This window comes from Ruegeria sp. Ofav3-42 (genome assembly GCF_022347725.1).
Taxonomy (GTDB): domain Bacteria; phylum Pseudomonadota; class Alphaproteobacteria; order Rhodobacterales; family Rhodobacteraceae; genus Ruegeria.
In genome coordinates this window covers 163,647-176,885 of record NZ_JAKRGB010000010.1, presented here as the reverse complement: position 1 = coordinate 176,885, position 13,239 = coordinate 163,647, and the positions used below count along the sequence as shown (strand labels likewise).

The 13,239-nt window shown below is 60.3% G+C and carries 9 protein-coding genes; 6 read left to right on the top strand and 3 right to left on the bottom strand.

Translation table 11 applies throughout. The features are described from left to right. The first annotated feature begins 57 nt into the window (after window positions 1-57). Genes MHN28_RS15840 through MHN28_RS15825 form a run of 4 tightly spaced genes read left to right on the top strand, consistent with a single transcriptional unit; the run spans window position 58 to window position 6,735 of the window. Window positions 58-1,065, top strand: coding sequence for a MoxR family ATPase (locus MHN28_RS15840; RefSeq protein ID WP_239343451.1), 1,008 nt, complete (start codon window positions 58-60; stop codon window positions 1,063-1,065). After that, entirely contained in the window at window positions 1,062-1,937 is an 876-nt protein-coding gene (locus MHN28_RS15835) for a DUF58 domain-containing protein (protein WP_239343449.1), read from the top strand. Before MHN28_RS15840 ends, MHN28_RS15835 begins: the two co-directional genes overlap by 4 nt. After that, on the top strand, window positions 1,934-4,696 hold the full coding sequence (locus tag MHN28_RS15830) for a DUF4159 domain-containing protein (RefSeq protein WP_239343447.1): 2,763 nt from the start codon (window positions 1,934-1,936) through the stop codon (window positions 4,694-4,696). The genes MHN28_RS15835 and MHN28_RS15830 overlap by 4 nt, the downstream gene beginning before the upstream one ends. Beyond that, window positions 4,693-6,735 (top strand): hypothetical protein, encoded by a 2,043-nt coding sequence (locus MHN28_RS15825; protein ID WP_239343445.1) that lies wholly within the window; start codon window positions 4,693-4,695, stop codon window positions 6,733-6,735. Before MHN28_RS15830 ends, MHN28_RS15825 begins: the two co-directional genes overlap by 4 nt. 1 nt (window position 6,736) lies before the next feature. On the opposite strand, the gene MHN28_RS15820 is transcribed toward MHN28_RS15825, so the two are convergent. Next, window positions 6,737-7,582 (bottom strand): 2-keto-4-pentenoate hydratase, encoded by an 846-nt coding sequence (locus MHN28_RS15820; RefSeq protein ID WP_239343443.1) that lies wholly within the window; start codon window positions 7,580-7,582, stop codon window positions 6,737-6,739. 115 nt (window positions 7,583-7,697) lie between these two features. On the opposite strand from MHN28_RS15820, the gene MHN28_RS15815 reads away from it, so the two are divergent. Together MHN28_RS15815 and MHN28_RS15810 are read left to right on the top strand one after the other, a co-directional pair. Beyond that, a complete protein-coding gene (locus tag MHN28_RS15815; protein WP_239343441.1) occupies window positions 7,698-9,914 on the top strand; it encodes a response regulator in 2,217 nt (738 codons plus the stop codon). A 9-nt stretch (window positions 9,915-9,923) separates the two neighbouring features. Continuing rightward, complete coding sequence (locus tag MHN28_RS15810) at window positions 9,924-10,385, top strand: VOC family protein (protein WP_239343439.1); 462 nt, start codon at window positions 9,924-9,926, stop codon at window positions 10,383-10,385. Here the strand turns inward: MHN28_RS15810 and yaaA are convergent. Both yaaA and recQ read right to left on the bottom strand, forming a co-directional pair. Continuing rightward, on the bottom strand, window positions 10,376-11,146 hold the full coding sequence (gene yaaA, locus MHN28_RS15805; protein WP_239343438.1) for a peroxide stress protein YaaA: 771 nt from the start codon (window positions 11,144-11,146) through the stop codon (window positions 10,376-10,378). The two genes, MHN28_RS15810 and yaaA, sit on opposite strands and share 10 nt — an antisense overlap. A 33-nt stretch (window positions 11,147-11,179) precedes the next feature. Continuing rightward, complete coding sequence (gene recQ, locus MHN28_RS15800) at window positions 11,180-13,219, bottom strand: DNA helicase RecQ (RefSeq protein WP_239343436.1); 2,040 nt, start codon at window positions 13,217-13,219, stop codon at window positions 11,180-11,182. Between the last annotated feature and the right edge of the window lie 20 nt (window positions 13,220-13,239).

Below are 13,239 nucleotides of genomic sequence, written 5' to 3'. Positions count from 1 at the left end.
GCCATTTCCTTTTCGCGCGATACACTTCAATCATATTAGTCCACGGAAGGGAAAGTCATGACCGAACCTGCCGACCTCGTGTCCGAGATCGAAGCGCTGGAAACCAAACTGCAAGAGGCCAAGGCCTCGATCACCCGTCGCTTTATCGGACAGGAAAGGGTTGTGGACCTGACTCTGACCGCGTTGCTTTGTGGTGGCCATGCCCTGCTGATCGGTCTGCCGGGATTGGGCAAGACGCGATTGGTCGAGACTTTGTCGACTGTGATGGGGCTGCAAGGCAACCGCATCCAGTTCACACCCGACCTGATGCCCGCCGATATTCTGGGCTCCGAAGTTTTGGACACTGCCGAGGATGGCAGCCGCCACTTCCGGTTTATTCCCGGCCCGATCTTCTGCGAATTGCTGATGGCGGATGAAATTAACCGTGCCAGCCCGCGTACGCAGTCAGCCCTGTTGCAGGCGATGCAAGAGCGCACCGTGACCGTCGCGGGTGAAGATCGAGCATTGGATGAGCCGTTCCACGTTTTGGCGACGCAAAACCCGATCGAACAGGAAGGTACCTATCCGTTGCCCGAGGCGCAGCTTGACCGTTTCCTTGTTCAGATCGACGTGGAATATCCCGATCGCCAGACCGAGCGTGATATTTTGCTGGCCACGACGGGCGTCGAAGAAGACGCGGCGCATCAGATATTCACCAGAGAGGAACTGCTGGCCGCACAGGTGTTGCTGCGTCGAATGCCGGTCGGCGACTCGGTTGTGGAACTGATCCTGGATCTGGTTCGTGCTTTCCGGCCGGAAGAGGCAGGCGTTTCCGAACGTGTTGCCGAAACAGTTGCCTGGGGTCCTGGTCCCCGCGCAGCGCAGGCGCTGATGATGACGGTGCGGGCGCGGGCGATGTTGCAGGGGCGTCTGGCACCGAATGCCGAGGACGTTCTGGACATGGCGCGCCCGGTTCTCAGCCACCGGATGGCGCTGAACTTTGCGGCGCGGGCGCGCGGCGACAGTCTGGCTGACCTGATCGAAACCACCGCTGCCGGTCTGGTTCGCACCGAGGCTGCGGCGTGAATGCCGCGCTGACCCTTCGCGAAAGATCCGAGGCCGAGGCGTCCCGGCTACCGCCCTTGCTGGCGCGGGCCGAACATCTGGCGGGAACTGTCCTTCTGGGTGATCACGGACGTCGGCGTTCTGGTCTTGGTGATGACTTTTGGCAGTACCGCCCGGCTCAGATCGGGGATAGCCGCCGTATGATCGACCACCGCCGGTCGGCGCGGGGCGATCAGCAATTTGTGCGCGAGCGCGAGTGGCAGATTGCTCAATCGGTTATGCTGTGGGTCGATCAGGGCGCGTCGATGCGGTTTGCGTCGGACAAGAACCTGCCCACCAAGGCCGACCGCGCCCGCTTGCTGGGCCTGGCGACCGCGATCCTGTTGGTTCGTGGTGGCGAACGGGTGGGCCTGACCGGTACAACTCTGCCGCCGCGGCGTGGCAATGCCCAGATCATCCGGCTTGCGCAGGCATGGTCCGAGGATGCCGAGGCTGACTACGCCCCACCTGAACACCGAGCCATGATCCCACACGCGCGAGCTGTTTTCGTTTCCGATTTTCTTGGTCCGATGGACGAGGTTGAACTGGCCCTGACCAAAGCCGCCGACCGGGGCGTACGGGGTCTGATCCTGCAAGTTCTGGATCCCGGCGAAGAAGCATTCCCCTACCGGGGCCGCACGATTTTTGAGAGCGTCGGCGGGTCCGTCCGACACGAAACGCTCAAGGCCGGAGATTTGCGTGAACGGTACCTGGAGCGGCTGGCCAAACGCAAGGACGCGCTGACGCAATTGTGTCGTGCAACGGGCTGGCAACTGGGGCTTCATCACACCGGTGACAGCGCACAAGCGGCTCTGTTGTGGCTCTATCGGGCACTTGATGGGGGAACGGGATGACGGTTCTGGCGGGCATCGGCTTTACCGCACCATGGGTGTTGCTGGGTCTTCTGACCCTGCCGATCCTATGGCTGATCCTGCGTGCCGTACCACCCGCACCGATCCGCCGGTTGTTCCCGGCAGTGACATTGTTGCTGGGACTGAAAGATGATGAGAGCGTTTCCGACCGAACCCCATGGTGGTTGTTGCTGCTGCGGATGCTGGCGGCTGCGGCGATTATCATCGGACTGGCTGGGCCGGTTTTGAACCCATCGCGCGATCAGACGGGAACGGGTCCGCTGTTGCTGGTGCTTGACGCCAGTTGGGGCGGGGCTACGCGGTGGTCGTCAACTCTGGATCAGATCGACGCGCAATTGACCGAGGCCGGCCGCGCGGGTCGCACGGTTGCAATCCTGCGTCTGACCGAGCCCGAAGCCCCGGTATTTCAGGCAGCGGAGGCATGGCGCGGGCGTTTACCCGGGCTGGTCCCGATGCCGTGGCAACCAACCGACGCGCAGATCGATCAGACTCTGTCTGCGCTGGATCAGGTGGAGGGCGGGTTCGATACCCATTGGTTCAGTGATCGCCTTAGCTATGAGGGGCATGATGCCATCCTGTCCGCACTGCGCGCGCGCGGCGAGGTCACGGTGTACCAGGCCCCGACGCCTGCGGTTGCCATACTGCCCGCCGCCTATCAGGACGGTGTTATTCAATTGACGGCCCAGCGGGCAGAACCCGGACCAACCGAGCGCATCACCATTCTGGCGCAGGGCCGCGACCCTGCTGGTGCCATGCGAATACTGCAATCGGTTGATATGGAGTTTGCAAGCGGAGAGACGCTGGCTGAGGTTGAATTGGCCCTGCCGTCAGAGCTGCGCGCGCGGATCACACGATTTGAAATTCAGGGTCAGCGCTCGGCAGGGGCTGTGACGCTGACCGATGACAGCCTGCGCCGGCGCGAGGTTGCCCTGATTGCCGGAACGCTGAACCGCGAAGGTTTGGAGCTGCTGTCGCCGCTGCATTATCTGACGCAGGTTCTGATCCCCACAGCGGATTTCGTCGAAGGCGGATTGCTGGAAGTCTTGCCTGCCAACCCAGACGTGATTGTCCTTTCTGATGTGGCGAAACTGGCCGGTTCAGAACAAGCGGCGTTGGTTGAATGGGTCGAACAGGGCGGCCTTCTATTGCGCTTTGCCGGCCCCCGTATGGCCGCCAGCGATCTGGGCCGAGATTCCGAGGATGCCCTGTTGCCGGTGCGCCTGCGTAGTGGCGGGCGCTCGGTCGGAGGTGCGATGAGCTGGGGCGAGGCCAAAGGTTTGGCGCCGTTCCCGGAAAGCTCGCCCTTCTCTGGGCTTCAGGTGCCCGAGGATGTGACTGTTACCACCCAGGTTATGGCACAACCAGACCCTAATCTGGCGGATCGGGTTATTGCTTCGCTGTCGGATGGCACCCCTCTGGTGACACGTAAAGCGCTGGGTTTGGGGCAGGTGGTGCTGTTCCATGTGACTGCGGATGCCGAATGGTCCAGCCTGCCCTTGTCCGGCCTGTTCGTTGAGATGTTGGACCGGCTTGCGGTGGCATCGGCGGCAAAATCCCGGCAGGAGTCACAGTTGCAAGGTACCACGTGGGAGCCAATTCAAGTTATGGACGGCTTTGGCACCCTGTCTGATGCGGGCAATCTGGCGGGCGTTGATGGGGTGGAACTGGTGTCCGGCAAGATCGGCCCTGATCTGCGGCCGGGTCTGTACGAAAGCGGCAAGCAGAAGCTGGCGCTGAACGTGTTGAATGACGAGGCGGTGCTCACCCCCGCGATCTGGCCATCGGATGTTCCGATCAAGGGGCAAGAGATCAGTACCGAAACCCCCATCGGGGGCATTCTACTCAGTCTTGCGCTGCTGTTGTTGACCATCGACGTGATCGCTTCGCTGGCTTTGTCCGGAAGGCTTGGACTGGCCAAGGCCGCAGCGGTTGCGCTGGGTGCGACGCTGCTGGTTCCTGAGGCACAAGCACAGACACCCGAGGAAACGGATTTCGCATTGAACGCGACAAAGGAACTGGTTCTGGCCCATGTTCTGACCGGAGATGCGCAGGTCGACGATGTTGCTGCCGCCGGGATGCGTGGTTTGGCGCAGACGCTATTCTACCGAACCTCGGTGGAACCCGCCGAACCCTTTGGCGTTGATCTGGAACGCGACGAACTGGCGTTTTTCCCGTTGCTCTACTGGCCGATCTCGCCGGATCAGCCACAGCCGTCGGTCGAAGCTTACGCCAAGCTCAACGCCTATCTGCGGTCGGGTGGCATGATCCTGTTCGACACACGCGATGCCGATGTCGCCCGGTTTGGCACCGCGAGCCCAAACGGGCGCAAGCTGCAACAGATCGCAGCCCCGCTGAATATCCCTTCGTTAGAGCCTATTCCCCGAGACCACGTTCTGACCCGAACCTTCTATCTGCTACAGGATTTCCCCGGGCGGTATGCCGGCACCGAGGTCTGGGTCGAAGCCGCTCCGATGGATGCTGAGCAAATCGAAGGCATGCCGTTCCGCAACCTCAACGACAACGTGACGCCTGTGGTGATTGGCGGTAATGACTGGGCCGGGGCCTGGGCAGTGGATCGCAACGGGCAGGCGTTGCTGCCGGTCGGTCGCGGTTATGCTGGCGAGCGTCAGCGTGAACTGGCTAACCGTTTTGGCGTCAATCTGGTGATGCATGTGCTGACCGGGAATTACAAATCCGATCAGGTGCACGTGCCTGCGCTGCTGGACAGGTTGGGACAATGACTGGAACCGTCATATTTGATCCGCTGATCCCTTGGCCCATTTTGGCCATCGTAGCCGCTATTGCGGTGGGCGGTGTCGTTCTGGCCCTTTGGCGTGGCCTGTCGGGTTGGGCTTTGCGCGGGCTTGCGGCCTTGGTTGTGATCGCTGCACTGGCTGGTCCCGTCTACCAGATCGAGGATCGCGCGCCGCTGACAGATATCGTGCTGATGATCGAGGATGAAAGCGCCAGTCAGACACTCTCGGACCGGGCGGATCAGACCGCACTAGCGGCCGAGGAACTGGCGGCCGAAATCGAATCCCGCGACAACACGGAACTGCGTCGCATTCGCGTAGGCGACGGCGACGGGGATGAAGGAACGCAGGTGATGGCCGCGCTGAACGAAGCGTTGGCAGAAGAGCCGCGCGCCCGGATTGCTGGTATTCTGGTTTTGTCGGACGGTATCGTGCATGATGCCGATCAGGCCCCCGATCTGCCTGCGCCCATGCACTTGCTGCAAACAGGACGGGAAACGGATTGGGATCGGCGCCTGATCGTTCGCAACGCACCGGCTTTTGCCATTATCGGCGAACCCGTCACTCTGACCCTTCGTGTCGAAGACAGCGGTGCCGCGCCCGTAGGTGCCACAACTGCGCCGTTGGAGATCTCGGTAGACGGGGGCGAGGCCGAGCAATTCAATATTCCCATCGGTATCGACGTCGAACTGCCGATCACTCTGCCCCACGGCGGGCGCAACGTGATTCAGTTCACGGTGCCAGAGGCCGAAGGCGAGCTGACTGACCGCAACAACACTGCGCTGATCCAGATGAACGGGGTCCGTGACCGTTTACGCGTTTTGTTGGTTTCGGGTGAGCCGCATCCTGGTGGCCGGACATGGCGCAACTTGCTGAAATCCGACAGCTCGGTCGATCTGGTGCATTTCACCATCCTGCGTCCGCCGGAAAAACAGGACGGTGTGCCGGTGGACGAACTTTCTCTGATCGCTTTCCCGACGCGGGAGTTGTTTCTGGAAAAGATCAACGATTTCGACCTGATCATCTTTGACCGTTACAAGCGTCGCGGCATTCTGCCGGCGATCTATCTGGACAACGTCACCAACTATATCAACGAAGGCGGTGCTGTTCTGATTGCCGCCGGACCGGATTTCGCGAGCGCCGACAGCATTTTCCGCTCACCGCTGGCACCAATCCTGCCCGCACAGCCCACTGCGCGCGTGATCGAGGAGCGTTATGTGCCGATGGTCACCGATCTGGGGCATCGTCATCCGGTCACAACCGATCTGGGCGATTCCGAGGATTGGGGCGCGTGGTTGCGTCAGATCGACGTTAACCACCGCACCGGTGAAGTGTTGATGACGGGCGTCGATGATCGGCCTCTGCTTGTGCTCAACCGGGTTGGCGAAGGCCGCGTGGCGCTTTTGGCTTCGGATCATGCCTGGCTGTGGAGCCGGGGTTTCGAAGGTGGCGGCCCGCAGCTGGAACTGCTGCGCAGGCTAGCCCACTGGATGATGAAAGAACCCGAGCTTGAGGAAGAGGCCCTGTGGGCCGAAGCAAACGGTCAGGTGATGCGTATCATCCGCCAAACGCTTGGCGATGAGGTCGGGCCGGTAACCGTAATCCGCCCGAACGGTGAAACGCAGGAGATAACGTTAAACGAAGTCTCTCCGGGGCGGTTCGAGGCGCAGTATTACGGGCCCGAGATCGGCCTCTATCGCCTGCAGGAAGGCGATCAATCCACTGTAATCGGCCTTGGTCCGGCAGCACCCAAAGAGTTCGAGCGCACAATTGCCACGCCTGACGTTCTTGAACCTGTGGTGGCTGAGTTGCGCGGCGGCGCAATGCGGTTGGAGGACGGCTTGCCGTCTATCCGCAACGTGCGATCGGGGCGTCCCGCAGCAGGGCGCGGATGGATCGGACTGACCCCGAGGAATGCATATGAAACACGCGATGTGACCCAAGCCGGGCTGCTGCCGCCTTGGCTGGTGCTGCTGCTGGCGGGTGGGTTCCTGTTGGCCGGTTGGTTGCGCGAGGGGCGGCGCTAGGTCAGTCGAACACCACGCTGACAGTTGGATCGCCGGGCAAACCTTCGTATGTGACAGATGCACCGCCTTTGCCTTTGGCGGGCGGAAACAGCGGGCCGAACGAGCCGACGGAAATCAGATCGCCGGGTTTGAATTCGACCCCTTTGGATATCAGCCAAAGGGCCGCATTGGCTGGGTGATCCAACACCGCGCGGCCCGGTGCCTCTGCCAGAACATCTCCATCTGCCGCGCTCAGGACGACGGTCATGTCTGCCAACGCTTGTGACATTGCTGCCGGGTCGGAGACGGGAATTTCGGCACCCAACACGCCAAGTTTCGGGGCGACACCGATTGCGGTCAGAGTGACCGGCGTGATCGGTTCTCCTTCGGCGAGGGTCAGGTCGGGCAGTTCGATAAAGGGGCGAATGGTTGAGACATGCGTCAGCACCTCTTCGGGGGTTGTGGCGTTATTGATATCCGCCGCGCCAACGACCAGCACAAGATCGGCCTCAAAGACAGGTCTTGCGCCCCAGTCCGAGGGCACCGAAGCACCATCTTGCAACATCATGTCGCGAAACAGAACACCTTGCACCGGTTCGGATGCACCAAACCTTTCCTGCGCCGGAGCGCTGGTTAGCCCGGCCTTATAGCCGATGACCGGACCCATATGCGGCTCTAACGCGGCAACTATGCGCTTTTGCGCGCACAATGCATCCTCAATCGTGCCATTAGCCGACAGAGCTGCGGTGGGCGAATTAGACATGTAGTCCGTAACAAACTGGTCGATCTGAACATCCGTTGCACAACCCGCGGCCACGGGTTGGATAGTCACTCCAGCGACCATCAAAGCAGCTAGTAAGACACGCATAGCACACCTCCGTTTTGCCAAACCTGACATGGGCGCCGATCTTTGGGCAACGATTTAAGCAGTTCTTCACGCTCTGCCCGGATGCTAGGCGCGGATTATCCCGGGATCACCAAAAATGAGTCTTGCAGGAAAACTGGCACAGGAACGGCGCGCGCGGCTGGCGGCCGAACGGCTGCTGGAAATGAAACAGGCTGAATTGTCTGCCGCCAACCGCAAACTGGGCTTACACGCGATGGCGCTGACCAAACGGATCGGCGAAACCCAGGCTGAGGTCGAAACGGTTCGGGGCGAGAATGAAAAGGTCAAATCCGATCTGACGGTCGCAAACGCCAAGATCGAAGTGGCTGAGCGCCGATTGTGGCATTCCATTCAGACCATTCAGGACGGGTTCGCGTTTTTTGACGAGGAAGGCCGTCTGATCGGGGCAAACGCGGCTTACCTGAGTGTGTTTGACGGGTTGGAAGAGGTCGCGCCAGGTGTCACTTATCCCCGACTTCTTGAAATTCTGACCACCGAAGGGCTTGTTGATATCGGGTCGGAAACTGCCTCCAGTTGGTGCGACAGGTTACTGAAACGGTGGGCTGTCCCGCATCCTCAGCCCGAGGTCATTCGATTGTGGAACGGCCACTACATCAAGCTGATCGACCAACGCGGCCATGGCGGTGACGTCGTAAGTCTGGCCCTGAACATCACTGCGTCCGTTCGCCATGAGGCCGAATTGACGGCCGCCCGGGAACGGGCCGAGGCTGCGAACCGTGCCAAATCGGCCTTTCTGGCCAATATGAGCCATGAAATCCGGACCCCGATGAACGGCATCGTGGGCATGACCGAGTTGATGTCAGAAACGCCTCTGGACGAAGAGCAACGGCTTTACCTGAACACCATCCGAAATTCAGGCGAAGCGCTGCTGGTCATCATCAACGACGTTCTGGATTACTCGAAGATCGAGGCTGACAAGTTGACCCTGCATCCTGAACAGTTCGATTTCGAGCGCTGCATTCTTGAGGTTGCGATGCTGTTGCAACCCAGCGTCCGCGACAAGGGGCTGACACTGCTTGTGGACTACGACCTGTTCCTACCAACATTGTTTGTAGGGGATCCCGGCCGGGTCCGGCAGGTTCTGACAAATCTCGTCGGCAATGCGGTTAAGTTTACGTCCGAAGGCCACGTCCTGATCCGCGTCACCGGCGTGCCCAACCCGGACACGCAATCCTGCGACGTGCATGTTGCAATCGAGGATACCGGTATTGGAATCGATGAAGACAAGATCGGGCACATCTTTGGCGAGTTCAATCAGGTCGAAGATGAACGAAACCGTGCGTTCGAAGGAACCGGTCTGGGTCTGGCCATCACCAAGCGGTTGATCACGCTAATGGGCGGGTCCATCTGGGTGGAAAGCGATCCGGGGCAGGGGTCCTGTTTCGGGTTCCGGGTTTCGCTGCCCACGGCCGAGGGTCCGCAACCCGTTCCGCCAGACCTCGATGGGCGCCTGCGTCACGTCATGATCGTCGAGGACCTGGCCGCCAACAGGGCGATCCTGTCCAAGCAATTGGGCCGGTTGGGGTCTCAGGTGACGGTCTGCGCTTCTGGTCGTGAGGCATTGGCCGCGCTGGATGAAAGCGTAGATCTTCTGCTGTGTGATCATGACTTGCCTGACATGGATGGGCTGGAACTGGCCGTAACGCTCAGAGATCGGGGATGGGGGGACCTACCGCTAGTGGTGATGTCGGCCAATCCCGGTGTCATTCACGCGCACCCGGCACGCCATCTGATCGAAGGCGTTCTGCAAAAACCGATCCCAAGGGCCGAGCTGTACGCACGGCTGATGGCGCTTGATCGGTCGCAGCGACCTGACACGTTTTCAGAAGATATTCCAGTTAATGACCGGCCAAACCGAGCAGCGCTGGATGAAAGTCCGCGCAAAATGCGCGTGCTTGCGGCCGAGGATAACCGGACCAATCAGCTGATCCTCAGGAAAATGCTCAAGGATCTGGACATAGAATTGCGGTTTGCCAGTGATGGTGCTGAAGCTGTCCAAGTGTATCGGGAATTCCAGCCGGATCTGATCTTCATGGACATCTCGATGCCGAAAATGGACGGCAAACAGGCGACGTCAGAAATCCGACGGCGCGAGATTGACACCGGGCGACACGTTCCAATCGTTGCTTTGACAGCGCATGCGATGGCCGGGGACGATCAGGGTATCTTGTCGGCCGGACTGGATCACTACCTGACCAAGCCGTTGCAAAAGCAAAAGATTCATCAAATAATCCTGACGCACAGACCGGAAGAGTGCTCCCCTGCCATTGCCGAGGACAGCCAGTCTGAATAGGGTGCGCTTATGACTGAAGATCGAGGTTTCCAGCCCCGCGCGCTGGGCGAGATTGCCATTCGCTGCGCCGATATGGGCGCGATGGTCGAATTTTATGAGAAGGTTATTGGGCTAACGCGCCTGAGCGGGGATCACAACAGCGCAATAACATTCTTTCAGGTCGCGCCGGGTTTTGGCGGGCACACGCAGGTTCTGGCCCTGTTTCACCACACGACCGCGCCACGACCAGGATTGCACCCGACGGGGCCGCAAAATCCGGTAACGGGTGGCGCATCGTCGCTGCATCATATCGCCCTGTCCCTGCCTTTTGACGAGCAGGAGGCAGTGATGCGCTGGTACGATCGGATCAGCCAGCCGTACCGCGTTGAGCATTTCGGCTGGATCGGATGGCGCGGCATCTTCACCGAAGACCCCGAGGGCAATACCGTCGAACTGGTTGCTTACGACCCGTCGATGCTGGATCAGGCCTGATAGGGGCGCAAAAAGACAGGCTTGTCCTCTTCTGACAGGTCAGGACGGTATTCATAGCCGCCAGTGTCAAAATCCAGCAGCCCTTTGGGTTCGGTCAATCTGTGCTGAATAATGTAACGCGCCATGGCGCCGCGGGCTTTCTTGGCAAAGAAACTCACGATCTTGGGCGTACCGCCTTTGTCTTCCATGAATACGGGGGTGATGACCCTCAGTTTCAGCGCTTTAGGGTCTACTGCGCCGAAATATTCCTGGCTGGCGCAGTTCACCAATACGTCCGAGCCGACCTGATCACCTTGTGTGTTCAACGCTTTGCTTAACTGATCGCGCCAGTATTCATACAGGTTCTTACCGCGCCGGGTTTTCAGCTTACTGCCCATTTCTAGCCGATAGGCCTGAATTGCATCCAGCGGACGCAGCACGCCGTAAAGGCCGGACAGAATGCGCAGATGATCTTGTGCCCATGCCATTTCTTCTTCGCCCAGAGAGGTCGCTTCGAGACCCTGATAGGTGTCGCCAGCGAAAGCCAGTGCCGCAGGGCGGGTTATCTCGGCTTCGGGGACATCGGAAAAGGCGCGGTACCGGTCGCGGTTCAGGCGCGCCAGATCATCGCTCAGATCCATCAGCTTTTTCAGATCGCCCAGCGTCAGGTTGCGGGCGGTTTTTGACAGGCGGATCGCATCGTCCTGAAAGTCCGGTTGCGTGACCTCGACGTCCCGCTCTGCCCAGTCCAGCCGTTTGGCCGGGGAAATCACTACCAGCATGTACGCCCTCTTTCCTTGCCTGTTCCGGCGTATCTAGCCCGACATGCGCAGCACGTCCAGAAAGGCGGCACCAAACCTTTCGTGACGACGGTCGCCCAACAATTTTTCTATCGCCTGCGGATCGTCTGTGCGCAATTGCGCGACCTTGGCCAGTTGCGAGGCCGAGCAGGTGAGCGGTTTATCGATCCCATCCGGTCCGCGCGACAATTGCGATTGCACTTCGAGCAACCGGTCATAGATCTCGCCTTGATCCCGACCGGCCAGTTTGCGCCTTGCAGGATGAACGGCCTCGACTGCACCGGCAAGGACTTCTAGGAACGTGTCGCCATAGCGTTCCAGTTTTTTTGCACCGACACCGCCGATGCGTGCCATGTCGTCCAGCGTTGCCGGACGTTTCTCAGCCATCTCGATCAGCGTGCGATCCGGAAAGATGACATAGGCCGGGACACGTGCGGATTCTGCAAGCGTACGCCGTTTGGCCTTGAGCGCGGAGAGCAGTGGAGCGTCTTCTTCCGACACCATCATCTTGACCGCGGGTCGCCGTCCGGCTTTGCGCAGCGTGTCCTTTCGCAGGTTGATCTGCGCCTCGCCTTTCAGGATCGGTTTGGCCGTTTCGGTCATGCGCAACGCGCCATGACGTTCAGGGTCGGGACGCACCAGATCGTGACCCATCATCTGCCGGAATATCGCCTGCCATTGCGGGCGAGACCACTCCTTGCCGACCCCATAGGTCGAAAGCTCATCGTGACGTCGGGCGCGAACCTTGTCGGTTTCATTGGCCAGCAGGATGTCGATCAGATGACCGGCCCCGAACCATTCCTCTGTGCGCAGAATGGCGGACAGGGCCATGCGGACCGGTGTGGTGCCGTCAAACACCTCGGGCGGGCTGTCACACAAATCGCATTTGCCGCAGGGCGCGGCCTGTTCGCCAAAATAGCCCAACAGTGTCCGACGGCGGCATTCCAGCGCTTCGGCCAGTCCCAGCAGGGCGTTCAGGCGTGCATGATCGGCCATACGCCGTTCCGGCGGGGCCAATCCTTCGTCGATTTGCGAGCGGCGCAAACGGATATCATCAGGCCCGAACAGGGTCAGGGTTTCGGCTGGGCCTCCGTCACGACCGGCGCGGCCGATTTCCTGATAATATGCCTCGATGGATTTGGGCAGGTCGGCGTGGGCGACCCAACGGATATCGGGCTTGTCGATACCCATGCCGAACGCCACCGTTGCAACCACGATCAGGCCATCCTCGCGGGCAAAGCGGGTTTCCACGATGCGGCGGTCCTCAGCCTCCATCCCGCCGTGGTAGTGGCAGGCCGAGTGCCCTTCCGCACACAGAGCCTGCGCCAGTACTTCGGTTTTGTTGCGGGTGCCGCAATAGACAATGCCGGACTGGCCTTTGCGGGCTTCGGCGAAATCGAGGATCTGTTTGCGGGGGCCATCCTTGGCAGCAAAAGCCAGGTGGATGTTGGGGCGATCAAATCCGCGTAGAAATTTGTTGGGCGGGGTGCCGTCGAACAGCTTTTCGACGATCTCATCCTGCGTTTCGGCGTCGGCTGTTGCTGTGAACGCCGCCAAGGGCACGTTCAGCGTGCGGCGCAGTTCTCCGATCCGCAGATAATCGGGGCGAAAGTCATGGCCCCACTGGCTGACGCAATGCGCCTCGTCCACGGCGATAAGATTCACGTTGATCCGACGCAGCATCCCCAGCGCCGACCCGGCCGCCAGACGTTCTGGGGCCATATAGAGCAGTTTTAACCGCCCGGCTTCCAGCGCCTCCCACACCGCATCAGTTTCCTCGGGTGTATTGCCGGAGGTCAGGGCACCGGCCTCGACCCCAGCTTCCTGCAACCCGCGCACTTGGTCGCGCATCAGGGCGATCAGAGGTGAGATCACCACTGTCACGCCGTCCCGCATCAGTGCAGGCAGTTGATAACACAGGGATTTGCCGCCGCCAGTCGGCATGATCGCCAGCACATTTTCGCCTGCGGTCACGGCATCGACGATCTCTTCCTGCCCGGGGCGGAAGGCGTCGAATCCAAAGACATCTCGCAGCATAGGTGCGGCGTCAAACATATGCGGGGTGGCCCTGTTTT